This is a genomic window from Curtobacterium sp. MCBA15_007 (assembly GCF_001864905.1).
Classification (GTDB): Bacteria; Actinomycetota; Actinomycetes; order Actinomycetales; family Microbacteriaceae; genus Curtobacterium; species Curtobacterium poinsettiae.
On the sequence record NZ_MJGM01000024.1, the window covers coordinates 1 to 22,969 of the forward strand.

19 protein-coding genes are annotated in these 22,969 nt (G+C 69.9%); 10 read left to right on the top strand and 9 right to left on the bottom strand.

The window, feature by feature from the left end; translation table 11 throughout:
* Positions 1-312 precede the first annotated feature (312 nt).
* Positions 313-6,639 (top strand): RHS repeat-associated core domain-containing protein, encoded by a 6,327-nt coding sequence (locus tag BIU95_RS11610; protein ID WP_071251732.1) that lies wholly within the window; start codon positions 313-315, stop codon positions 6,637-6,639.
* A 4-nt stretch (positions 6,640-6,643) separates the two neighbouring features.
* Positions 6,644-7,108, top strand: coding sequence for a DUF4265 domain-containing protein (locus BIU95_RS11615; protein WP_175470763.1), 465 nt, complete (start codon positions 6,644-6,646; stop codon positions 7,106-7,108).
* 71 nt (positions 7,109-7,179) lie between these two features.
* On the opposite strand, the gene BIU95_RS11620 is transcribed toward BIU95_RS11615, so the two are convergent.
* Genes BIU95_RS11620 through BIU95_RS11630 form a run of 3 tightly spaced genes read right to left on the bottom strand, consistent with a single transcriptional unit; the run spans position 7,180 to position 8,957 of the window.
* Entirely contained in the window at positions 7,180-8,001 is an 822-nt protein-coding gene (locus BIU95_RS11620; protein ID WP_071251734.1) for an aldo/keto reductase, read from the bottom strand.
* Positions 8,002-8,036: 35 nt separating this feature from the next.
* Complete coding sequence (locus BIU95_RS11625; RefSeq protein WP_056073315.1) at positions 8,037-8,435, bottom strand: hypothetical protein; 399 nt, start codon at positions 8,433-8,435, stop codon at positions 8,037-8,039.
* Between the two features lie 3 nt (positions 8,436-8,438).
* Positions 8,439-8,957: a hypothetical protein gene (locus BIU95_RS11630; RefSeq protein WP_071251735.1), complete on the bottom strand. Its 519-nt coding sequence runs from the start codon at positions 8,955-8,957 to the stop codon at positions 8,439-8,441.
* A gap of 139 nt (positions 8,958-9,096) precedes the next feature.
* On the opposite strand from BIU95_RS11630, the gene BIU95_RS11635 reads away from it, so the two are divergent.
* Positions 9,097-9,363, top strand: coding sequence for a DUF1264 domain-containing protein (locus BIU95_RS11635; RefSeq protein WP_082509816.1), 267 nt, complete (start codon positions 9,097-9,099; stop codon positions 9,361-9,363).
* Positions 9,364-9,486: 123 nt separating this feature from the next.
* On the opposite strand, the gene BIU95_RS11640 is transcribed toward BIU95_RS11635, so the two are convergent.
* The gene (locus BIU95_RS11640; protein WP_017887611.1) at positions 9,487-9,948 is read right to left on the bottom strand and encodes a DUF4383 domain-containing protein; all 462 of its coding nucleotides are present in this window, start codon (positions 9,946-9,948) and stop codon (positions 9,487-9,489) included.
* Positions 9,949-10,180: 232 nt separating this feature from the next.
* Between BIU95_RS11640 and BIU95_RS11645 the strand changes: the two genes are divergently transcribed.
* Together BIU95_RS11645 and BIU95_RS11650 are read left to right on the top strand one after the other, a co-directional pair.
* A complete protein-coding gene (locus tag BIU95_RS11645; RefSeq protein ID WP_017887610.1) occupies positions 10,181-10,795 on the top strand; it encodes a GNAT family N-acetyltransferase in 615 nt (204 codons plus the stop codon).
* 85 nt (positions 10,796-10,880) lie between these two features.
* Positions 10,881-11,237, top strand: a complete 357-nt coding sequence (locus BIU95_RS11650) for a VOC family protein (RefSeq protein WP_031260007.1) — start codon at positions 10,881-10,883, stop codon at positions 11,235-11,237.
* 85 nt (positions 11,238-11,322) lie between these two features.
* Here the strand turns inward: BIU95_RS11650 and BIU95_RS11655 are convergent, their stop codons facing one another.
* Positions 11,323-12,345 (bottom strand): LacI family DNA-binding transcriptional regulator, encoded by a 1,023-nt coding sequence (locus tag BIU95_RS11655; RefSeq protein ID WP_071251736.1) that lies wholly within the window; start codon positions 12,343-12,345, stop codon positions 11,323-11,325.
* Between the two features lie 213 nt (positions 12,346-12,558).
* Here BIU95_RS11655 and BIU95_RS11660 point away from each other — a divergent pair, with 213 nt between their 5' ends.
* The 4 genes from BIU95_RS11660 (at position 12,559) to BIU95_RS11675 (ending at position 17,849) form a co-directional block, all read left to right on the top strand.
* Positions 12,559-14,592: a beta-galactosidase gene (locus BIU95_RS11660; protein WP_083389351.1), complete on the top strand. Its 2,034-nt coding sequence runs from the start codon at positions 12,559-12,561 to the stop codon at positions 14,590-14,592.
* Positions 14,589-15,503 carry a carbohydrate ABC transporter permease gene (locus BIU95_RS11665; protein ID WP_017887606.1) on the top strand — a complete coding sequence of 305 codons (915 nt, stop codon included), beginning with the start codon at positions 14,589-14,591 and terminating at the stop codon, positions 15,501-15,503. Before BIU95_RS11660 ends, BIU95_RS11665 begins: the two co-directional genes overlap by 4 nt.
* Complete coding sequence (locus tag BIU95_RS11670; protein ID WP_254783349.1) at positions 15,500-16,450, top strand: carbohydrate ABC transporter permease; 951 nt, start codon at positions 15,500-15,502, stop codon at positions 16,448-16,450. The genes BIU95_RS11665 and BIU95_RS11670 overlap by 4 nt, the downstream gene beginning before the upstream one ends.
* 61 nt (positions 16,451-16,511) lie before the next feature.
* Entirely contained in the window at positions 16,512-17,849 is a 1,338-nt protein-coding gene (locus BIU95_RS11675; RefSeq protein ID WP_017887604.1) for an ABC transporter substrate-binding protein, read from the top strand.
* Positions 17,850-17,976: 127 nt separating this feature from the next.
* Here BIU95_RS11675 and BIU95_RS11680 read toward each other — a convergent pair whose 3' ends face one another.
* The 4 genes from BIU95_RS11680 to aztB are packed head-to-tail and all read right to left on the bottom strand — an operon-like array spanning position 17,977 to position 22,173.
* Entirely contained in the window at positions 17,977-19,155 is a 1,179-nt protein-coding gene (locus BIU95_RS11680; RefSeq protein WP_071251786.1) for a hypothetical protein, read from the bottom strand.
* A 26-nt stretch (positions 19,156-19,181) separates the two neighbouring features.
* A complete protein-coding gene (locus BIU95_RS11685; protein ID WP_254783350.1) occupies positions 19,182-20,084 on the bottom strand; it encodes a metal ABC transporter substrate-binding protein in 903 nt (300 codons plus the stop codon).
* Positions 20,081-21,283 carry a hypothetical protein gene (locus BIU95_RS11690; RefSeq protein ID WP_071251737.1) on the bottom strand — a complete coding sequence of 401 codons (1,203 nt, stop codon included), beginning with the start codon at positions 21,281-21,283 and terminating at the stop codon, positions 20,081-20,083. Before BIU95_RS11690 ends, BIU95_RS11685 begins: the two co-directional genes overlap by 4 nt.
* The gene (gene aztB, locus BIU95_RS11695) at positions 21,280-22,173 is read right to left on the bottom strand and encodes a zinc ABC transporter permease AztB (RefSeq protein ID WP_071251738.1); all 894 of its coding nucleotides are present in this window, start codon (positions 22,171-22,173) and stop codon (positions 21,280-21,282) included. The genes BIU95_RS11690 and aztB overlap by 4 nt, the downstream gene beginning before the upstream one ends.
* A 50-nt stretch (positions 22,174-22,223) precedes the next feature.
* On the opposite strand from aztB, the gene BIU95_RS11700 reads away from it, so the two are divergent.
* On the top strand, positions 22,224-22,868 hold the full coding sequence (locus BIU95_RS11700; RefSeq protein WP_254783351.1) for an ATP-binding cassette domain-containing protein: 645 nt from the start codon (positions 22,224-22,226) through the stop codon (positions 22,866-22,868).
* The last annotated feature ends 101 nt before the right edge of the window (positions 22,869-22,969 follow it).

Sequence of the window (22,969 nt, forward strand, 5' to 3'; positions counted from 1 at the left end):
GCGAGACCCCGAACCCGGCGGAGACCCCCGAACACGGCACAGCGCACAGCCACGAGGCGGAGTTCGCCCGGACCGGCGGGCATGGCCGGGAGGGTGATAGTCCTCACAGCTGCCGAGGCGCGAGGCCCGGATCTCCGCGGATCGAGCCCGGGTCACCCGCGTTCGGGGGGCACCTGTCTATGTGTTCCTGATCGATACGATCCGGAAGCCATGTGAGCCGGGGTGCTCGGTGGTCGATCATCATCGAGCAGGGGGACAGGTGCGCAGAGCATCCGCTTTCATCGTCGCGACCACGTTGCAGGAGCGTGACGCGTGAGCCGGCATCGCGCACGTCGGCGAACGAAGCAGCAGGCGATCCTCCGAACCGGAGTCGCAACCGTCGCTGCCGGAGCGCTCATCGTCACCGCGCTGGTGTTCATCCGCACGGGTGAACTGCCGGTCGTCGCAGACCTCGGTAAGCCGGTCACCGGCCACTCGGCTCCGAAGGTCGAAGCAGAAGCGAAGTCCGCGTCGTGGAACTCGCAGACGACGAAGACCAGGCATCTGCCGAAGCGCACCTGGAACCTCGAACTCGATCGCTCCGGAGCGGACGATGACGCCTCCTCCGCTGCCGTGGGAGCAACCTCCGCGCGACGTGCCGGGGCGTGGACTGCCGTCGGTGACACGTCGATCTCCGTCGCGTCCGCGACCTCGAGCGGCGCCTCGTCGAAGGGTGCGATCCGCGATGTCACGGTAGCGGTTCGTTCGCAAGCCGCTGCGAAGAAGCAGCACCTGCAGGGGGTCGTGCTGACCCTGCGCCGATCGGACGGTTCCTCGAAGCGGGCACCCGTCGCTGTGCGCATCCCCAAGAAGCTGCTGGCCCAGCAGTTCGGAGCGGACTACGCAGCACGCACCCGCTGGGTGCAGATCGACGGCAAGCGGAAGTACTCGCAGACCACAGCGACACCGGTCGCGACCAAGACGACCGCCTCGGCCATCACACTGACGCCCTTCGTCTCGTCGCGGATGATGACGCTCGCTGCGACGACGGCGGCGACGTCATCGTCGGGGACAGGGTCGTTCTCGGCATCGTCGCTGAAGGAGTCGGGCAAGTGGGACGTCTCCGCGCAGACCGGTGACTTCTCGTGGGAGTACCCGATCACGGTTCCTCCCGCTCCGGGGGGACCGTCGCCGTCGCTCGCGCTCACCTACGACTCCCAGTCCATCGACGGTGAGACCGGATCGACGAACAACCAGCCTTCGGCCATCGGCGACGGCTGGGAGCTCGGCGGCGGTGGATTCATCGAACGGCAGTACGTCTCTTGCTCGCTCGACGACGGTGCGAGCGGCCCGGTCAAGACCTCCGGTGACGAGTGTTGGAAGGCCGACAACGCCACCCTCTCGCTCGGCGGACACAGCGCGCAGCTCGTGCGCGACTCCGCGAGTGGGGTCTGGAAGATGTCGTCCGACGACGGCTCACGGATCGAACACCTCGTCGGCACTGCAGCCGGGTGCTCGGCGAACGGGACGCACGACGCCGATTGCTGGCGGGTGACCACCACCGACGGAACGCAGTACTACTTCGGCAAGAACCAGCTCCCCGGCTGGGCGAGCGGAAAGCCCACGACGAACTCGACCTGGACCGTTCCGGTGTTCGGCAACGACGCGGGCGAACCCTGCCACGCCTCGACGTTCGCGGCCTCGTCCTGCATGCAGGGGTGGCGCTGGAACCTCGACTACGTCGTCGACGTGCACGGCAACGCTGAGGCGCTGTACTACGACGCCGAGACGAACAGCTACGCGAAGAACGGTGCCACGACGACGTCGTACACGCGCGGTGGTCAGCTGGACCACATCGACTACGGCCTGACACCGTCCACCGTCTACGCGGCCAGTGCGGCCGTGGGCAGAGTCGCCTTCGGCTACGACGCGTACGGGCGATGCAGTGACACCACCCACGCCAACTGCACGAAGGAGGACCTCTCCGCAGCCGCGACCAAGCCCGCGAAACCCGCTTCGTACCCTGACGTCCCCTGGGACCAGTTCTGCACGTCCGCGTGCACCGCGAACAAGGCGCCGACCTTCTGGACGGACGGCATGCTCAACACCATCACGGCGTCGGTGAAGTCGGGTTCGAGCTACGCGGCCGTCGACAAGTGGACCCTCTCGCACTCGTTCCCCGCGCCCGGCGACGGCACGACGGCTGCCCTCTGGATGACGCAGGTGCAGCACACGGGCTACCAGGGCAGCGCATCCGCTTCGACCCCTCCGGTGAAGTTCAACGGTGTGCGTATGCAGAACCGTGTCTGGGCGGTCGACGGGCTCGCACCCCTCGACAAGCTCCGGATCTCGTCCATCACTGCCGAGACGGGCGCGGTCACCTCGGTGAACTACTCGGCACAGGACTGCACGGCGGCAGAAGCCGACGCCATCGAGAAGGGCGCCGCGACGAACTCCCGGCGGTGCTACCCGCAGTGGTGGTCGCCGGACATCACGCCGCCACAGGAGCCGAAACTCGACCTCTTCCACAAGTACGTCGTCATGAGCGTCGTCGACGACCCGAGGACCGGCGGCGGCGCGGATCGGCCGGTCGAGACGTCCTACGTCTACACGGGCACCCCGGCGTGGCGGTACAACTCGTCGCCGACCGTGCCCGTGAAGAAGCGGACGTGGTCGCTCTACGCCGGCTACGACACCGTCGAGGTCCACACCGGCAGCGCTTCCGATCCCGCTGCTCAGGGCGACACGGAGTACACGTTCTACCGAGGGCTCGACGGCGATCGCGCCGGGACCTCCGGAGGGCAGAAGTCCGTCGACGTCAGCGGAGCTCCGGGGGTCACCGACTCCGCATGGCTCGCAGGCCAGACCCGTCGCACGGTGGTGCGCAACGGTGTCGGTGGCGCGGTCGTGTCGGACACGGAGTCCACGCCGTGGGTCGGGGATGTCGAGGCAGACGACGGATCGGACACCGCGCGCATGGTGCGTGACGGCTCGGAACGGATGTCCGAACCGCTCGCGAACGGCGGCACCCGCACGAGGACGACGGTGACGACGTCGAACGATGACGGCAACCCGACGCAGGTGGCAGTGTCTTCGTCGGACGCCGGATCGACCTGCACCACGACGTCGTACGTGCCGAACAACACCTCGGCTTGGATCATCGGGCTGCCGCTCGAGCAGAAGAGCGTCGGCACAGCATGCGGCGGTGGCGTTCCCGCTCCGAGAGATGTCGTCTCGGACCAACGCACCAGCTACGACGGCGCGGCCATCGGGGCGACCCCCACCAAGGGTGATCCGACCCAGGTCCAGCAGGTGACGGGTTTCTCGGGGAGCGATCCCGTTTGGACGACGACGGCGACGAAGAGCTACGACGCGATCGGCCGTGAGCTCTCCAGCAAGGACGCGCTCGGGCGTGCGACGACGACGTCCTACTCGCCGTCGACGGGTGGCCCGGTGACGTCGACCACGAGCGTGAACCCGAAGGGGTGGAAATCCACGGCGGTCACCGACCCCGGGCGCGGGTCAGTGACGTCCTTCACCGACTTCGACGGCAGCGTCACGACGGCGGACTACGACGCGCTCGGGCGGCGTGCCAAGGTGTGGCTCCCGGGTCACGCCAAGGCGGACAACCCCGCCGCGCCGAACTACGCCTTCGCGTACACGGAGACGCCGACCGCTCCGCTCGCGGTGGCGACCACGACGCTGAACTCCACGGGGACGACGACCGGCTACGTCCTCTCTGACGGGCTCGGCCGGCAGGTCCAGAGCCAGGACCCGTCCGGTGCAGGCGGCAGCATCGTGACCGACGTCGGGTACGACGACCAAGGCCGGTCGGTGAGCCAGAACAACGCCTACTGGGCGAGCGGCACCACGCCGTCGGCCACCCTGTTCGTACCGGTCAGTCAGCAGCAGGTCCAGTCGAGCGAGGACACGTCGTACGACGCGGTCGGACGTCCCACCGCGGTCATCGCGAGGAGCTACGCCAAGGAGCGGTTCCGTGCGACGACGCGGTACCTCGGTGCCGACGAGGTCGATGTCGTGCCGCCCTCCGGAGGCACCCCTTCGAGCACGTTCTCCAACTCGATCGGGCAGAAGACCGTCCTCCGGCAGTACCTCGGAGGTGTCATCGGCGCATCGGCTCCGCACCAGGACACGACCTACGGGTACGACGCCCGCGGTGACCTCACGTCGATGATCGACCCCGCGGGGAACAAGTGGTCGTGGACGTACGACGTGACCGGCAAGGCGGTGGCCAAGACCGATCCTGATGCCGGGACGACCACCTCCGTCTTCGACGCCGTCGGCAACGAGACCAGCACGACGGACGCCCGAGGAGTGACACTCGCCACGAGCTACGACGAGCTCAACCGCGCGACAGCGCTCCGGACCGGCTCATCCACGGGACCGCTGGTGTCGTCGTGGTCCTTCGACACGGTCAAGGTGGGCCAGCTCAGTTCCGCGACACGCTACGTCGGTTCGACTGCGAGCACCCCCGGCATCGCCTACACGACCTCCGTCACGGGGTACGACGGCGGCAACCGGCCGACCGGGCAGACCCTCTCCATCCCGGACGGCGCTCCGGCGTTCGCGGGGACGAGCTACACCACGAAGACCGCGTACACCGCGGACGGGAGCGTCGGCTCGTACACGACGCCTGCCATCGGAGGCCTCGCCGCCGAACGCCTGTCCTACACCTACAACGCGCTCGGTGAGGTCTCGAGCCTGAGCGGTATCAAGAGCTACGCGGGACTCACCTACGACGCGCTGAACCGTCTGACCCAGACGACCCGGGACGGCACCGTGCCGAACACCTCGTCGTACACGCGCGATCCGCTGACCGGTGACGTCATCGGCATCCAAGACCAGACCGGGACCGGCTCCTCGACCGTGACCCAGGCGAAGCGGACCTACACGCGGAACGACGTCGGTGCGGTCACGTCCGCTTCGACCGTCGGTGCCGCCGGGGCCGAGACGCAGTGCTACAAGTACGACTCGCTCCTCGAGTTGACCAGTGCATGGACGCCGAGTGGTTCGGACTGTGCAGCGTCGCCGACGGCGCAGGCCCTCGGCGGTCCGTCCCCGTACTGGGTCGACTACTCCTACGACAAGGCGACCGGCAACCGCACCAGTGCGACAACCCACGGGGTCGGTGGCACGGCCGATGAAGTCGACACGTACCACTACGGCGCTCCGGGGAGCGCGAGGCCGCACGCCGTGCAGTCGGTGGACAAGCAGGTCGGGGGTGAGACGACGTCGGAAGGGTTCGAGTACGACGCCGCGGGCGACACGACCGCTCGCGGGACCGCTGCCCTCGAGTACGACGCGACCGCGAAGGTGACGAGTATCTCCGACGGGGCGCAGTCGCAGTCGACCGTGTACGACGCCTCGGGCAGCCAGCTGCTGCAGGTCGACCCGAAGGACGGCGCGACGCTCTTCCTGGGCGACATCGAACTGCATCAGGCGAACGGGTCGAGCACCACGACCGCAACGCGCACGTACTCCATCGCGGGAACAGCGGTTGCCGAGCGCGACGCGACCGCTCTGACCAACACGGTGTACGCACTTGACACCGACGTGGACGGCACCGTCGACCTCGAGACGAACGTGCTGACCGGCGAAGTGACCCGTCGGTGGTTCACACCGTTCGGTGAGCAGCGAGGAGGTGCGAGCAGCTGGACGTCGAACCACGGCTTCCTCAATCAGTCGGCATCGAGTTTCACGGACCTGACCCACCTCGGTGCCCGTGCGTACGACCCGTCCCTCGGGAGGTTCCTGTCCGTCGACTCGGTCCTGAACCCGGACCAACCGCAGCAGAACAACGGGTACAGCTACAGCGGCAACAATCCGGTCTCGAACCCCGATGTCAGCGGCATGTGCCCGGCGTGGCTCTGCGCGCTCACGAAGGCGATCAACAAGATCGTGAAGGCCGTGCGAACGATCGTCTCGGCGATCAACAACTGGCTGCGTCCGTCGACACGGCCGGCGCCGGTGCACGCTGCGTCGTACGGGCCCTGGTCCGGCCACTACGCCACCGCCGCGTCGTCACGTGCTCCGACCTGCACGTGGGGTGCGACGTGTGGCATCGGGATCTCGCCACCCCCGCCGAAGAAGTCCAATGCGACGACACCCGAGAAGTGGGTGATCTTCGGGTCTGCAGCCGCCCTCGGAGTGGTGTTCCTCGCTTGCTTGCTCATCACCGAGGGACTGTGCGGGTTCGCCGCTCCTGAGTTCGGTGCAGCTGAAGCCGGCGTCCTGGCGGGCGATGTCGCTGCGGCGAGCACCGTCGAAGGAGGCGCGGCTGCCGGTGCCGGAGCAGCGGAGGCCGGCGCTGCAGAAGCCGGGGAAGGGTGGGTGCTGCCGAAGGTCGGCTCCAGCGGCGGTCCCACGGCGGGCAAGGTCTTCCCGAAGTCGGTGAAGCAAGCCGCGAAGGCGGAGAACCCCGATTCGACCTGTGTCTTCTGTCGCATGAAGACCGACAAACCGCAGATCGACCACGCGCAGCCGCGGGCCAAGGGTGGGAACGCCACGCTCGACAACGCTCAGCTGTCCTGTGGGTTCTGCAACGCCTCCAAGGGAGCGCGTGAATGGCCCGTCAACGCACCTCCTGGATACAGTGGGGCGTGGCCGCCGCCGTGGCGGTACACGGGAGGCTCTCATTAGCGAAGTGATCGACCCGAACGAATGGGTGTTGCATCCGAAGAGTGCGTGGAGCGAGCGCGCCGACTTCGTCGCGAACGTCACGATCGGTGACGAGACCGATGAGCTCAAGTACGAGCAACTCGCGTTCGAGCAACTCGGCGGTGACAGGTACCGGTTGTGCTCCGTGCCGTTCTTCGCCTACGGGCTGCACTTGGGTGATGAGGTGGAACTCGAGCGTCGACCCGTAGTCGGACTGACCCCCAGCCGGGTCGTCACACGGAGCGACTACTGGGTCCTCCGCGCGTTCGTCGAGCCGGGCGAGTCCGCTCAGCGGCTGGAGCGACTTCTGCGGGAACATGACGCGGCGGTGGAGGTCCGCGGTCGTCTCGTCGCGTTCGCAGTCCGCCTGTCGAGCCTCGAGGCGGTGCGCCGACAGTTGGACGAGATCGAGCAAGCTCCGGACTTCTCCTACGAAACCGGTTGGAACTGAAGCCCGCCGTCTGACGGACCGGAGGCGCGGTGCCAGCCGGCACCGCGCCTCCCGTCCGGGGTGGGGCCGCGTCAGCTCGCGGTGTCCTCGAGCGCGTCGAGCTCGGCCACGTCCTCGGCGGCCAGCACGAAGTCGACGTCGGCGTTCTCGGCGATGCGCGACGGGGTCGTGGACTTCGGGAGCGGCAGGACGTCCTTCTCGAGCAGGTAGCGGATGGCGACCTGGGCGACGGTCTTGTCGTACTTCGCCGCGATCTCGGCGATCTGCTCGTTCTCGAGCAGGCCGCCGGTGGCGAGCGGCGAGTAGCCCTCGGTCAGGATGTCGTGCTCGCGGTCGAAGGCGGTCGTCTCGTCCTGGGTGTTGCCGATGAACCAGCGGATCTGGTTGGCGTGCGGGACGACGTCCGTGCGGCCGAGCAGGTCCTCGAGGTCGGCGACGGCGAAGTTCGAGACACCGATGCTCTTGGTGCGGCCGGCGTCGTAGAGCTCCTCGAAGACCTTCCAGACCTCGACGTTGCCGTCGCGGTGGTCGGAGCCCATGTCGCTCCAGGGCCACGGCGCGTGGATCAGGTACAGGTCGACGTGTCCGAGGTCGAGGTTGTTGCTCGACTCCTCGAAGGCGTCGCGGGCGTCCGAGGCCGTCTTGATCTCGGCCGGCAGCTTCGTGGTGATGAAGAGTTCGTCGCGGGGGATGCCGCTGTCGCGGACGGCCTCGCCGACGCTCGCCTCGTTGCCGTACGCCAGGGCGGTGTCGATGTGGCGGTAGCCGAGCTCGAGGGCGGTCTTCGTGGCGTCGTACGCGTCGGTGCCGGACGGGATCTGCCACGTGCCGAAGCCGATCTTCGGGATGTGCAGACCGTTGGACAGGGTGAACGTGTCGATGAGTGCGGGCATGCAGCGGACAGTACGCCGGTCGGGTTCAGCCACGGTCACGGTGCGGAACGCGGGTGTCCTCGGGCTTGCGCGCACTCGGGGAGGAAGTGCCGGTACTCCTCCTTGCGGGCAGCGGTGCTCACTGCGCCGTCGAAGTCGGTCTCCGGAACAACCCCGACCGCGACGTCCCCGTGGCCAATCCCATCGCAGACGGCGACGATGACGCCGTCCGCTCCGTCGGCCTGAGACAGTGTCGCTGGGCGATGGAGCACCTGTGGAGACAGGTCGTACCAGACGAACGCGTCACCGTCCGGGACGAGGGCACCGGCTTCGGTGACCGTCATCCCGACCGTGACGTCCGCGTGGGCCGGGTGACCTGCTGTGGAACATCCCGCCAGCAGCAAGGCGGCGACGGCAATGCTGGTCACTCTGATGCTCAGGCGCAGGGCGAACATCGGTCAGCGGTACCGGATGATGTCGCACGTCACGCGTGCACTGCCCGGGTTGAAGGCGTACAACCAGCCGGAACGACCGGTGACGTAGTCCTTCCCAGCGCCGGTCATGTGCTTCTCGATCTTGTACTTGTAGCGGTTCCCGACCGGGTAGGCGACGAGCATCCTTCCCTTGGGGACACGCTGCCTGCTGCAGGTCACCGAGACGCTCTGTGTGCGGGAAGCGCTGAAGTTGAGCTTGCCCGCGGCCCACTTCCTCGTCGCACCGAACTCCAGACCGATCGTTCGTGTTGCTGCGCGGCCCTTCGTGAGGCCGCAGTTCATCGAGGACGTGCGGGACCCGCAGGATGCGAGGATCTGCGAACCGGTGTGGTGGGACTTCTTCGACTTGTTGACCACCTTGTTGTAGTACCCCCACGCGGCTCGAGGCTCGCGCGGTTGCGTCGCTTCGGCTGCGGTGCCGCTGGCGAGCAACAGAGAGATGGTGGCGGCAGCTACGAGGGCGCTCTTGACGGAGGTCTTCATGAACGTCGAGCCTGGCGGAGAACCAATGAAATATGTAGAACATCAAACTTCGATGCGAAGTCGTTACCTGGCCTCCGACGCCAGCAAGGGCGTTCCGGGTTGCATGGCGCGCACCTCGAACGGACGGAAGGACGCCCGCATGCCCCTGAGCCCCACCGTGCACGACCGGAAGACCGGTGTCACCCCACACGGAGAGCCCGGCGGCTTCGAGCTCGCCCTGCTCGACCGCGGTGCCGCCGTGCTGCAGACCTCGGCACCGCTGCGGGGCTTCGACGTCTACGTGGTCGGGTTCCACTGCGTGAAGGGCGAGCCCGACGTGCAGATGGAGGCGCACCACTTCTGCAAGGTGGTGAACGCCGAGATGCTGCAGTGCGTGCTCTTCGACGCGGACGACGGGCGCTCCTGACGGCAGCCGACGCTTGAATAGGCATACCTTTCAAGCCCCCGGCAGGTCGGTTGCGGACCACACGACGGACGGGAGGCCCGTGGCAGTGTCGCCACGGGCCTCCCGTCCGGTGTGTGCTGCGGTTCAGCGCGCGGTGCGCGTGCCGATCCGCGGCAGGACGAAACCGAGCACGATCATCGCGACGGCGAGGAAGGCGTGCAGCACGTTGTCTGCGCTGTTCAGCGGCACGAAGTTCGCGCCACCGGCCATGCCCGCGGTGAAGAGCCCGTAGACGAAGAGCACCGCGTAGACGATGCCGCCGGCGACGAGGTACAGGCGCGCCGAGGCTGCACGGCGGGCGGCGAGCAGCCCGACGATGCCGAAGAGCAGGTGCACGATGTTGTGCAGGACGGACACCTGGAACAGGCCCAGGAGCAGGGCCATGGAGCCGTGGCCGGCCACGGACATCGAGCCCATGTCCATGGTGAGTCCGGGGATGAACCCGGCGATGCCGACGATCAGGAAGACGACACCGAAGACGAACGCGCCCCGCTGGGTCCACGTCGAGCCGGAGCCGGTGCGTGCGGTTGCTGCGCTGCTGGTCATGATCAGCCCTCTTTTCTGTACGCGCCGCAGTGTGCGGCACACATGACATTCGGAGCGCTTCTACGGTCGGTTTGCAGGTCAGGGGTGCGAAAGGCTGCGATAGCCGATTCACGCACCGGCAGCGCCCGCGATCTGCCCTCCATCCTCTCGGGAAGTGCCCGGTGCGCGTGCAGGAAGGCGCGCCAAGATGAAGTCGGCCAAGTGGCCAAGTCGTTCGACCCGAGGAGTCACCATGGAGACCGTCGTCCGAGCAGCAGGACCCGCCGAACTCGAGGCGGCCGCAGCCGTCCTGGCCGAGGCCTTCGCCGACGACCCGGTGCTCGCCGAGTTCCGGCCGCCCCGATCCGGCGAGGACCGTCCCGCCGTGCTGGCCCGCCTCTTCGCGGCCCTCATCCGCTCGGTGCCGACGACCGGTCGTCGGGTGGACGTCGCCACGATCGGTGACCGCGTGGTCGGCGCCGCGTTCTGGCAGGCGCCCGGTCGGCACACCGGCGGCTTCGGCGCCTTCGTTCGACAGGTGCCCGAGTTTCTCCGGACGCTCGGGATCCGCGGTGCGCTCCGCGCCGTGACGCACCTGCGCCGCATGGAGCGCGCCCGCCCGATGACCCCGCACTGGTACCTCACCGAGATCGGGGTGTCGGCCGCCGCGCGGGGTCGTGGCGTCGGTGGCCTGCTGCTCGGGCACGCACTCGAACGCGCCGACCGGTCGTCCCGGGGCGCCTACCTGGAGTCGTCCACCCCGGTGAACCGCCGGCTGTACCGACGGCACGGGTTCGCCGACGGCGCGCCGATCGCGGGGTTCCGCGCGGCGACCCCGATCAGCATGTGGCGTCCGGCCGCCGGCTGACCCGACGCCGGGGGACACCGACCCTGTACCGGCGTGCACGAGCCCTGCCTACCGTCCACGGCACACCACGACGAGAGGAAACACCATGGCAAGTGGAGTCGCAGCAGTCTGGGTCCCGGTCAGCGACATGGAGCGCGCCGTCGCGTTCTACCGCGACACGCTCGGTCTCACCGTCAAGGACCAGTCCGACGACTGGAGCGAGATCGACGCCGGTGGTCTGATGATCGGCCTGAACGGACGCGAGTCCGCCAGCCAGGCGAGCGACGGCGGCGCCGTCGTGTCGTTCCAGCCGGACGGCAGCATCGAGGACGAGGTCGCCTCGCTCAAGGAGCGCGGCGCGGACATCCAGGGCGAGATCAGCGAGCACCCGTGGGGCAAGATCATCCCCTTCAAGGACAGCGAAGGCAACGACCTGCAGCTCTACTCGCCGCCGCAGGGCTGACCCAGCCGGGTGCGGAACGCACCCGAGGACGGACGGGAGGCCCGTGGCGACGCCGCCACGGGCCTCCCGTCCGCTTCGTGGCCGACTACGCGGACCCGCGCCAGACGACCTCCGTCGGCAACAGCAGACCGCGTGGGCCGTCGTCGGTGCCGCCGATCTGCTCGAGGACCTGGTGTGCCGCCTGCTCGCCGAGCAGGCGCGCTGGCTGCCGCACCGTCGACAGCTGCGGGTCGCACCGCAGCGCCCAGGCGCTGTCGTCGAACCCGACCACACCGACGTCCGACGGCACGCTCCGGCCGCTGCGCTGCAGGACGTCCATCGCACCGGCGGCGACGGCGTCGGACGCAGCGAACACCCCGTCGATGTCCGGGGCTCGCTCGAGCAGCTCGCGCATGCCCTCGGCGCCGGCGGTGTAGCTGAACAGGGGGTTCCGGGCGACGAGGTCGGGGTCGAAGCGCTCGCCGAGTGCCGCGGTGAACCCCGCCAGGCGGTCCTGGCCGGAGTCGCGGTCGAGCCCGGACGCGAGCATCCCGATCCGGCGTCGACCGGTGTCGACAAGGCGCCGGGTGATCTGCTCGGCTGCGGCGCGGTTGTCGATGCCGATGTACGAGATGTTCGCGGCGTCGGACGGGTGCCCGACGAAGCACGCGGGCATGCCGATCTCCTCGATCGCGCCGGTGATCGGGTCGCCGTCGCGGGCGGACAGCACGATGGCGCCGTCGACGAACCCGCCGCGCAGGTACTCGACCACGCGCTCGCTGTCGCGGGCGGAGTCGACCATGATCGTGACGAGCTGCTGGTCGGCGTCGGACAGCACGGCGTTCGTGCCGATCAGGATGTTGCCGATGTTGGGGTCGTCGAGCACCACGACCGAGGGTTCGTGGACGATGAGCGCGATCGCCCCGGAACGCCGGGTGACCAGGCTGCGGGCGGCGGCGCTGCGCACGTAGCCGACGCGTCGGACGGCGTCCTGCACGGCCTCGCGCGCCTTCGGTGACACGTACGGCTCGTCGTTGAGCACCCGTGAGACGGTGCCGCGCGACATCCCCGCTTCGTCGGCGACGTCCTGGATCGTGGCGCGCTGACGAGCGGATCGGACCTCGGACATGGGGCAACCATATCCGGCGCTGAGGAGCCCTCGGAACGCCTCGCAGTTGACAGGGTGCAGCCGCTGGTGTTTGATCTGGGAGCGCTCCCAGAAACCTCCGGCCCTGATCCCCGGTGCGGCCTGGGAGCGCTCCCAGAACACTGGGTGGCCTTCGCCGTCGAAGGGGTCGCACGCGACCGAGGCGGCGGGTCGCCCCGATCAGCGAGGATCCCCGTGACGACCACCACCCTGCCGACGACCGCCACCGGCGCGCTCGGCCTCGGCTCGACGGGCCTCGCGTTCGGGTGCGACTACAACCCCGAGCAGTGGGACCCCGAGGTGTGGGTCGAGGACGTCCGGCTCATGCGCGAGGCCGGCGTGAACCTCGTCGCGATCAACGTCTTCGGCTGGTCGCACGTCGAACCCCGGCAGGGTGAGTACGACTTCGCCGCGCTCGACACCGTCATCGAACTGCTGCACGGCGCGGGCATCGGGGTCGACCTGGGCACCGGCACCGCCTCGACGCCGCCGTGGCTCACCACCCGCCACCCCGAGGTCCTGCCCGTCGTCGCCGACGGCACGACCCGCTGGCCCGGTGGCCGCCAGGCGTTCTGCCCGAGCTCCCCGGTCTACCGTGAGCACGCCCTCGCCCTGGTCCGCGCCACCGCCGAGCGCTACGGCGACCACCCCGCCGTGCGGCTCTGGCACGTGTCGAACGAGCTCGGCTGCCACAACGCGCACTGCTACTGCGACGTCTCCGCCCAGGCGTTCCGCGGCTGGCTGCAGGCTCGGTACGGCACGGTCGACGCGCTGAACGCAGCCTGGGGCACCTCGTTCTGGAGCCAGCGCTACTCGGCGTGGGAGCAGGTGCTGCCGCCCCGCGCGACGCTGTCGTTCACGAACCCGGCACAGACCATCGACTTCGACCGGTTCTCGTCCGACGAGCTCCTCGGCCACCACCGCGCCGAGGCCGCCGTCCTGCGCGAGCTGAGCGACAAGCCCGTCACGACGAACTTCATGGTCGCCGCGCACATCACGGCGCTCGACTACTGGTCGTGGGCCGGCGACATGGACGTCATCGCGAACGACCACTACCTGGACCACCGCCTGCCCCGGCCGCACGTCGAGCTCGCCTTCGCCGCCGACACCACCCGTGGCCTGGCCGGCGGCGCCCCGTGGCTGCTCATGGAGCACTCGACCGGTGCCGTGAACTGGCAGCCGCACAACGTCGCGAAGGCCCCGGGGGAGATGCTCCGGAACACCGCGGCGCACATCGCCCGCGGTGCCGACGGGGTCTGCTTCTTCCAGTGGCGCGCGTCCGTGCAGGGCAGCGAGAAGTTCCACTCGGCGCTGCTGCCGCACGCCGGCACCGAGTCGACGACGTGGCACGACGTGGTCGCGCTCGGCGCCCTGGTCGAGCGGCTCGGCGAACTGCGGGGGTCGCGCGTGGTCGCCGACGTGGCGCTCGTCTTCAGCTGGGAGAACCAGTGGGCCGCCGACCTGGAGGCCCACCCCAGCACCGCGCTCCGCTACCTGGAGCAGGTCCACGCGTTCCACGCCGCGCTGTGGGACCTCGGCGTGACCGTCGACGTCGTCGCCCCCGGAGCACCCCTCGACGGGTACGCGCTCGTCGTCGTCCCCGAGCTGTACCTGGTGCGCGACGAGCACGCGGCCGTCATCGCCGACCACGTCGCCGCTGGCGGGCACGCCGTCGTCAGCTGCTTCAGCGGCATCGTCGACGAGCGCGACCGGGTCCGCACCGGCGGCTACCCGGGCGCCTTCCGCGACCTGCTCGGCGTGCGGGTGGACGAGTTCCTGCCGCTCGCCGCCGACGCCACGATCGCGCTGTCCGACGGCACGACCGGCAGCGTCTGGTCCGAGCCGGTCGAGCTGCGCGGCGCGACGAGCGTCGTCGACTACGCCGAGGGCTCCCTCGCCGGGCGCCCCGCCGTGACCCGTAACGAGCACGGCGCCGGCACCGCCTGGTACACGTCCACGGTCCTCGACGCCGCAGCGCTGGGCGGGTTCGTCCACCGCGTGCTCGACGAGGCCGGGGTGCACGCCGACCCCGCCGTCCGCCCAGGGCTCGAGGTCGTCCGTCGCCGCGACGACACCCACGAGTGGGTGTTCCTGCTGAACCACTCCGACCGCACCGTCGAGCACCACGAGGCCGGCCACGAACTCGTCGCCGACCGCCCCGTCACCGGCACCACCGCCATCGCCCCAGGCGGGACCCAGATCATCCGCACCGACAGGAACCGCTCATGACCACCACCGCACAGTCGCCCAGCGCGACCCGACGACGCCGGGGCGGCGGGTTCCGCTACCGCCGCGCGATCGCGATCTTCGTCCTGCCGTTCGCCGTCCTGTTCACGGCGTTCTACCTGGTCCCCATCCTCTACGCCGTGTGGGAGTCGCTGCAGAAGATCGAGCGGCAGGGCACGTTCGGCGCCCCGACGCAGGTCTTCGGCGGCCTGAGCCAGTACGCCCTGGTGTTCCAGGACGGCGAGTTCTGGAGCTCGGTGCTCCGCGTGCTGCTGTTCGGTGTTGTGCAGGTGCCGGTGATGCTCGGGCTCGCGCTCCTGTTCGCCCTGCTGCTCGACTCCCCGCTGCTGCGCGGCAAGCGGTTCTTCCGCCTGGCGTTCTTCGCGCCGTACGCGGTGCCCGGCGTCATCGCCGCGATCATGTGGGGCTACCTCTACGCCCCCGACCTGTCGCCGTTCTCCGCGGTGACCTCGCGGGTCGACCTGCTCGGCGGCAGCACCGTGCTGTGGGCGGTCGCCAACGTCGTGACCTGGGTCTACGTCGGCTACAACATGCTCATCATCTACTCGTCGCTCCTCGCGATCCCCGCCGAGGTGTACGAGGCGGCGAAGCTCGACGGTGCGTCCCAGCTCCGGATCGCCCTGTCGATCAAGATCCCGCTCGTCGTGCCGGCGATCGTCCTCACCGCGGTGTTCTCCGTCATCGGCACCCTGCAGCTGCTGACCGAGCCGACCGTCTTCCGGCAGTTCACCTCGACCATCTCGTCGACGTTCACGCCGAACATGCTCGTCTACTCGACGTCCTCGGTGCCGAACTTCAACCTCGCCGCGGCGTTCTCGGTCGTCCTCGCCGTCGCCACGTTCGTCCTGTCGATCGGGTTCCTCCGACTGACCCAGCGGAAGGCCGCCCAGTGACCGTCAACGCCTCGTCCCCAGGTGACCTCGTCCGCGACGTCGGCCGACCGCTCGAGCCGAACCGGGCCTCCCGTCCGCGCCAGCGCGGAGCGCGCGGTCCCCGTGAGAGCGTCATCTCGCGCAGCGCCGCGATGATCGTGATGGGGGTCTTCACCCTCTACTTCCTGCTGCCGATCTTCTGGCTGCTGGTCTCGTCCACCAAGACCGCCGCGAACTTCAACTCGACGTTCTCGCTGTGGTTCAGCGCCACCTCGGTGCAGGACTTCTTCGGCAACCTCGTCGAGCTGTTCACGCGGCAGGACGGCATCTACCTGCGCTGGCTGCTGAACAGCATCGCCTACGCCGGGGTCGCCGGGCTGCTCGGCACCGTGCTCTCCGCGATGTGCGGGTACGCCCTGGCGAAGTACCGGTTCCGTGGCCGCGAGGTCCTGTTCAACGTGTTCCTCGGCGGCGTGCTCGTGCCGGCGACCGCGCTGGCCCTGCCGCTGTTCCTCATCTTCAGCCAGGTCGACCTGACCGACACGTTCTGGTCGGTGTTCCTGCCGAGCATCGTCAGCCCGTTCGGCGTCTACCTGTCACGGTTGTTCGCGGCGTCGAGCGTGCCCGACGAGATCATCGAGGCCGCCCGCATCGACGGTTCCGGCGAGGTCCGCACGTTCTTCACCGTGGCCGTGCGGCTCATGTCGCCCGCGCTCGTGACGATCTTCCTGTTCCAGTTCGTCGCCGTCTGGAACAACTTCTTCCTGCCGCTCGTGATGCTCCGCGACTCGTCGCTGTTCCCCGTCACCCTCGGCCTCTACACGTGGAACTCGAGCGTGAACCAGTACCCGGACCTGCGCACCCTCGTGCTCATCGGGTCGTTCGTCTCGATCATCCCGCTGCTCGTCGCCTTCCTGAGCCTGCAGCGCTTCTGGCGCTCCGGCCTGGGCTCCGGCGGCCTGAAGTAGCCCCCGACCCGCACCCCTTCCCGCACCAGCTCTCCCCACACCACATCCGAACGGAAACAGCATGAAGACAACGAAGTTCCTCAGCGTCGCCGCGATCGCCGTGGCCGCCACCGTGGCCCTCGCCGGCTGCAGCACCGGCGGCAGCAGCAACGGCGGCGGGTCCGGCACCGCGGCCGCCAGCTGCAAGCCCTCGGGCGGCAAGGTCACCCTCGACTTCACGACCTGGGTGCCGAACATGGACAAGGTCGTCGCGATCTGGAACAAGGCCAACCCGGACATCCAGGTCAAGGTCTCGATCGTCGCGAACGGCAACAGCGGCACCTACCAGAACTTCTTCAACCAGCTGAAGGCCAAGCAGGCGCCGGACATCGGGCAGGTCGAGTACGACACCCTGCCGGCGTTCCGCGTGCAGGGCGGCCTGGAGGACATCGGCGCGTGCTCCGGCATCAGCGACGCGAAGAAGGACTTCTCCGACGGCCTGTGGAACCAGGTCACCTTCGGCGAGGGGAAGTCGGTCTACGCCGTGCCGCAGGACTCCGGTCCGATGGCCCTGTACTACCGCAAGGACCTGTTCGAGAAGGCCGGCCTCGACGCCCCGAAGACGTGGGAGGAGTACGCCGAGGACGCCGTGAAGATCAAGAAGCTCGGCGGCAACATCACCAACTTCGCCAAGGGCGACGTCAACCAGTTCGCCGGGCTCGTCTCGCAGGCCGGAGGCCAGTGGTTCGAGAACTCGGGCCAGGACTGGAAGGTCAACCTGGACGACGCCGCGTCGAAGAAGGTCGCCGACTACTGGCAGGACCTGATCGACAAGAAGCTCGTGAACACCCTGCCGAGCTTCACCGACCAGTGGAACAACGCCTACGACAGCGGCAAGGACTGGACCTGGGTCTCCGCGGTCTGGGGTGCGAACACCATCTCGAGCGGTGCCCCGTCGACCTCGGGCAAGTGGGCCGTCGCCCCGATGCCGCAGTGGAAGTCCGGCGAGACCAAGTCGGCCGCCTGGGGCGGTTCGTCGAACGTCGTCTTCGCGGGCAGCAAGCACCCGGCCGAGGCATCGAAGTTCCTGGTCTGGCTGAACACCTCGACCGAGGCGCTCTCCGCACTGAACAAGGAGGCCAACCTGTACCCGGCCTCGACCACCGGCGCCGAGCTGCCGGCCCTGACCCAGGGGCTCGACTTCTACGGTGGCCAGAAGATCTACGAGGAGTTCGCCACCGCTGCGAAGGACATCCAGCCCTTCACCTGGGGTCCGACGATGACGCAGACCTACTCGGACGTCTCCGACGGCTTCGGGCAGGCCGCGTCCGGCTCGGGCACGCTGAGCGAGGCGCTCGAGTCCGGGCAGTCCAAGACCATCGCGGCACTCAAGGCGCAGTCGATCCCGGTCAAGGGCTGACACAAGGCGGCTGACGTCGCGCGGTCCACGCGCTGACGGCGGACAGGAGGCCCGTGGCGGGATCGCCACGGGCCTCCTGTTGCGTCTCGGGGTCGTGTTCCGGACCCCGTCGCTCGTTCGCTCGTCGCTACGCGACCGCGATCTCGTTGGGCACGCCCGGCAGCTCGTCGCTCGAGGCGATCACCTTGCCGGTGGTCAGGTCGACCGCGTGGATCCTCTGCTCGGCGGGGTCGGTGACGTAGGCGACGTCACCGGCGACCTTCAGGGCGGGGTGGGCGTCCTGCCACTCGGCCGGGCCGTCCCACGCGTCGATCACCGGGTACGACTCGAGCGGCTCGCCGGTCGTCTCGTCGAAGGTGTGCAGGGCACCGTCGTCGCCGAGCACGACCGCCTCGTCGCCGGGGCCGCGGGCCAGGTCGCGGAAGGTGAAGCCGACGCCGTCGGGCATGTCCGCGACGGTGTACTTCCCCGAGGCCGCGTCGATCAGGGCGATCTGGTCGAGCAGGTAGCCCTCGCTGTCGGGGTCGTCGTTGTAGTCGCCGACGGCGACGGACGAGTCCTCGGTGGTGAACAGGTTGCCGGTGCGGCCGTACTCGGTCGGGGCGTCGATCTTCTCGAACGTGCCGTCGTCGTAGACCAGGGCGCCGTCGGTGCAGCCGAACACCGCGACCTCACCCTTGACGGCACCCTCACCGTGGACGTCGGGGCACTGCTCGGACCGGGCGATCTCCTCGCCGTCGGCGTCCAGGGCGCGCACGCCGGAGCGGCTCTCCTCGGTGCCGATGGTGGTCAGGAGCGTGCCGTCCTCGAGCTCGATCGCGACGCCGTGGTGGGCGGCCTCGGACTTCGTCGTCTCGACCTCGGGCAGGTCGGCGCCGTCGAGCTCGGTGTGGTCGAACGTCGTCACGTCCCCGGTGCCGTCGGCGAACAGGGCGGTGCGGTCGCCGTGGACGACCGCGTGGCCGCCGGTGTCGGCGGGGAACACCGCGTCGGTCAGGGCCGGCTCGGCCTGGGTGTCGAGGACCCGGAAGCCCTCGGGCACGGTGACGAGCACGTGGCGTCCGTCACCGGCCGGGTTGACCCGGGTGAAGCCGTCGATCGGGTCGTCGGCCACCACCTGCAGGTCCTGGTCGAGGACGAGCAGTCCTCCGTCGTAGGTCAGGGTGATGCGGGTCCCGTCGGCCTTCGGGGTGTCCGTGGTGTCGGACCCGGCGTCGGTGTCCGTGGCGCACCCGGTCAGGGCCAGGGCGGCCGCACCGAGCAGGGCGGCGGGCCACACGGCCCGGAGCGTCTTCGTGTTCGTCATGTCGCTCACTGTATTGATTCTCATTCTCATTTACCAGTCGACAGGCCGTCGACGATGGCCTCGGTGTTCGAGCGCATCATGCCGAGGTAGGTGGAGGCGTCGCCGTCCTCGGTGAGGGACTCCGTCGCGAGCGGGCGGATCTCGACGTGCAGGTCGACCTCTTCCGCGAGCACCTCGGCCAGCCGTGCGGGTTGCGAGGCGTCGGCGAAGATCGTCCGGACGCCCGCTTCGTCGATGGCGTCGGCCAGGTCGCGCAGGTCGGCGGCGCTCGGGGAGGCCAGGGTCGTCCCGCTCGGGATCACCGCCCCGACGACCCGGAAGCCGTAGTGGTCGGCCAGGTACCCGAACACGTGGTGGTTCGTGACGAGCGCCCGGCGTTCCTCGGGCACGGTGCGGAACGCGGTCGTCATCGTGTCGTCCAGGTCGCGGAGCTCGTCCAGGTAGGCGTCCGTGCCGGCCGGTTCGATCCCGGCGTCGCGGAGGTCCTGGTCGAGGGCCTCGACGACGTCGACCATCCGGGCCGGGTCGGTCCAGAAGTGCGGGTCGGGGCCGCTGTCGTCCTCGGTGGTCCACTCGAGCGGGTCGAACGCGTCCCCGGCGGTGGAGACCGGCACGCCGTCCTCGGCCGCCGCCCTGACGTGCCGGGCGACCCCTTCTTCGAGCCCGAGCCCGTTCTCGACCACCAGGTCGGCGCTCCGGAGCCGTGCGGCCTGCTGCGCGGAGACCTCGAACGAGTGCGGGTCGGCGCCCGGCGGCATGAGGACCATGACGTCGGCCCGGTCCCCGACCACTTCGCTGACGACGTCGCCGAGGATGTTCGTCGTCACCGCGACGAGGGGGCGGTCGGAGCCGACGGTGGTGCACCCCGTGGCGACGAGGGCGAGCGCTGCGGCGACGAGGCCCGCGGTCAGGGCCCTGGTGCGCGTCACAGTCCGGCCTCGGCGAAGGCGACTGGGGCGACGGGGAGCTCGATCGTGCGGGCGACCCGGGCCCCGTCTGCGAAGTCGATCTCGTGCACGGTGCCGTCCGCGGGGTCGGCCAGGTAGGCGCGCTGGGCATCGAGCTGCAGCAGCGGGGCGTCGTCGTCGGGGCTGGCGTCGACCAGTGCCTTCGTCGTGGCGACCTTCCCCGTCGAGGCGGTCACGACCACCACCCGGCCGGAGTCGTCGACGCCGACCACGTGCTCGTCCTCGTCGTCCACCGCGACCACGGCGCGCAGGGGCCGCTCGGTCGGCACGAGGCGCCAGGAACCCTGTCGCGCGTCGAGCAGCCAGAACCCGGTGGTGCCCGCCAGCCCGGCGACGGTGGGTCGGCCGGCACGTGCGGCGAAGGCCGTCGGCCGCTCGGCACCGTCGGGCAGGTCGACGAACGACGTCTCGCCGGCGTCGTCCACCACGACCGCCCCGTCGGCACAGCCCACGACTGCGCCGGCGCGGGTGACGATCCCGCCGGCGGGGTCGGTGCAGGCCTGGGTGTCGGTGTCGGTGGCGTTCGTCGCCTCGCCGTCGGCGTCGAGCACGCGGACCCGGTCGCCGTCGGCCGCCACGAGATGCTCGCCCATCGGCAGCAGGACGCGCGCGTCGATCCGTGCGGTCTCGTCGACCTCGCCCTGTCCCAGTGCCTCGCGGTCGAGCACGACCGCCTCGGCTCGGTCCGGCCAGGTGATCGTCGTCATGGTCTCGGACGAGTGCACCGCGACCCGGCCGCCGCCGTCGATCGTGCCCACCACCCGCGGCTCGGCGGCGTAGTAGTGCGTGTGGTCGCCGTGGTCGACGGTCCAGGACCCGCCGTCGACGATCGTCGTGCGGTCGGCGTCGCTCGTCACGAGGAAACGGCCGTCGGTCGCCGAGTGCTCCGGTGCGTCCACGGTGTCGAGCTCGGTGGTCTCCTCGGTGAGCAGGTCGTGCAGCGCGGTCGCGCCGGATGCCGACACGGCCAGGAGGCGCACCTGGGGTTCCTGGGACTCGCTCGCGCCCGCCACGTAGCCGTGGGGACGGGCGGTGCCGGTCGAGCCATCGGCCGACGGGGCGCCCGTGGAACAGGCGGTGACGGTGAGGGCCAGGCCGGTGGCGAGGCCGATGGTGGACAGGATGCGCGCGGGGGCGCGGTTGGTGGTCGAGTGCTTCATGCTCCCTCTCGAGACGGTACGGCGGATCGTGGTGCTGCCGGCGCGGCCGCGCGCGCCGGTGTCGGGATCGGGGTGCGCCGCAGGACGACGGCGGCCAGGGCGCGCGAGACCACGACGCCGCCGACGGCGACCGCGGCGATGCTCGCGCCGGCGGCGGTGCCGGCGTGCCAGGAGACGAGGAGTCCGACGAGCACGGCGGCCGCACCGATGCCGGCGCCGAGGAGCATCGTCGAGGCCACGTGCCGGGTCCACGCGCGGGCAGCGGCGGCGGGCGCGAGCAGCAGGCCCACGACGAGCAGGGTGCCGACCGCCCGGTACGAGGCGACGACCGCCAGGGTGACGAGCCCGATGAGCACGACCTCGGCCAGGCGCGGGTGCAGGCCGAGCGTCGTGGCCTTGCGGGTGTCGAACGCCAGCGCGGTGAACGGCCGGTGGAACGCCACGGCGACGGCCAGGGCGACGGCCGCGGCGATCGCGAGGCCGCCGACGTCCGCCCGGGTGACGGCGAGGACGTCCCCGAACAGGATCGCGGTGACGTCGGTGGCGAACGACCGCGACGACGACACGATGATCACGCCGAGTGCGAGCATCCCGACGAAGAGCAGGCCGATCGAGGTGTCGTACGACAGTCGGGCGCGACGACGCAGCGCTCCGACACCGAGCACCATGACGCCCGCGCTCACCGCGGCGCCGAGCACCGGCGGGACCCCGGTCAGGGTGGCGATCGCGACGCCGGGCAGCATGCCGTGCGAGAGCGCCTCGCCCAGGAACGCCATGCCGCGCACCAGCACCCACGTGCCGACGACGGCGCACAGGACCGCCGCCAGGGAGCCGCCGACCAGGGCGCGCACCATGAAGTCGACGGAGAACGGATCGGTCAGCCAGGTCACGGTCCGAGACGCTACATGAAAACGAGTATCGATACTGATAGCGTGCTCAGGTGCCTGCGACCGAGCCGACCGACCCCGCCGATCCCCGATCTGCCGTCCACCTGGACCGGGTGACGGCCGTCCTCGGCGACCGGACCGTCCTCGACGGTGTGGACGCGGTCTTCCCCGCCGGGGTCGTCACCGCGCTCACCGGGCCGAACGGATCCGGCAAGTCGACGCTGCTCGACGTGGTCGCGGACGTCGTGCGGCCGACCGCCGGGCGGGTGACGGGCCTCCCGTCCGACGGTGTCGCCTACGTGACCCAGTCCGTGCCGCCGACCACGCTCCCGCTCACCGTCCGCGCGGCCGTCACGATGGGGCGGTGGCGGCACCGCGCGTGGTGGCGGCCGCTCGGACGCGCTGACCGAGCGGTCGTCGACGCGCAGCTCGAGCGGATGGCGATCACGGACCTTGCCGACCGGCCGGTCGAGGAGCTCTCCGGCGGGCAGCGGCAGCGGACGCTCGTCGCGCTCGGGCTGGCGCAGCGGGCGGGGGTGCTGCTGGTCGACGAACCGACCGCCGGGGTCGATGCTGAGTCGGCGGCGCTCGTGGTGGCGGCGCTCGCCGACGAGGCCGCAGCCGGTGTCGTGGTCGTGCACGCGGCCCACGACCCGGCGGTGATCGCCGCAGCCGACCGCATCGTCGCGCTGACCTGACCCTGCCCGTGGGGGCGATTCCGCAAAACACCGGTGTTCGCCTGTCGAACCGCTGTCTGCGCGTGTTCAGCGCGCGAACACCGGTGTCTTGCGGACGCCGG

Excerpts from the sequence above, each read along its gene's own strand:
- BIU95_RS11680 (WP_071251786.1), bottom strand. The coding sequence starts at position 19,155 with ATGACGAACACGAAGACGCTCCGGGCCGTGTGGCCCGCCGCCCTGCTC.
- BIU95_RS11620 (WP_071251734.1), bottom strand. The coding sequence starts at position 8,001 with ATGCCCGCACTCATCGACACGTTCACCCTGTCCAACGGTCTGCACATC.
- BIU95_RS11665 (WP_017887606.1), top strand. The coding sequence starts at position 14,589 with ATGACCACCACCGCACAGTCGCCCAGCGCGACCCGACGACGCCGGGGC.
- BIU95_RS11650 (WP_031260007.1), top strand. The coding sequence starts at position 10,881 with ATGGCAAGTGGAGTCGCAGCAGTCTGGGTCCCGGTCAGCGACATGGAG.
- BIU95_RS11630 (WP_071251735.1), bottom strand. The coding sequence starts at position 8,957 with ATGAAGACCTCCGTCAAGAGCGCCCTCGTAGCTGCCGCCACCATCTCT.
- BIU95_RS11655 (WP_071251736.1), bottom strand. The coding sequence starts at position 12,345 with ATGTCCGAGGTCCGATCCGCTCGTCAGCGCGCCACGATCCAGGACGTC.
- BIU95_RS11625 (WP_056073315.1), bottom strand. The coding sequence starts at position 8,435 with ATGTTCGCCCTGCGCCTGAGCATCAGAGTGACCAGCATTGCCGTCGCC.
- BIU95_RS11635 (WP_082509816.1), top strand. The coding sequence starts at position 9,097 with ATGCCCCTGAGCCCCACCGTGCACGACCGGAAGACCGGTGTCACCCCA.
- BIU95_RS11645 (WP_017887610.1), top strand. The coding sequence starts at position 10,181 with ATGGAGACCGTCGTCCGAGCAGCAGGACCCGCCGAACTCGAGGCGGCC.
- BIU95_RS11675 (WP_017887604.1), top strand. The coding sequence starts at position 16,512 with ATGAAGACAACGAAGTTCCTCAGCGTCGCCGCGATCGCCGTGGCCGCC.
- BIU95_RS11690 (WP_071251737.1), bottom strand. The coding sequence starts at position 21,283 with ATGAAGCACTCGACCACCAACCGCGCCCCCGCGCGCATCCTGTCCACC.
- BIU95_RS11640 (WP_017887611.1), bottom strand. The coding sequence starts at position 9,948 with ATGACCAGCAGCGCAGCAACCGCACGCACCGGCTCCGGCTCGACGTGG.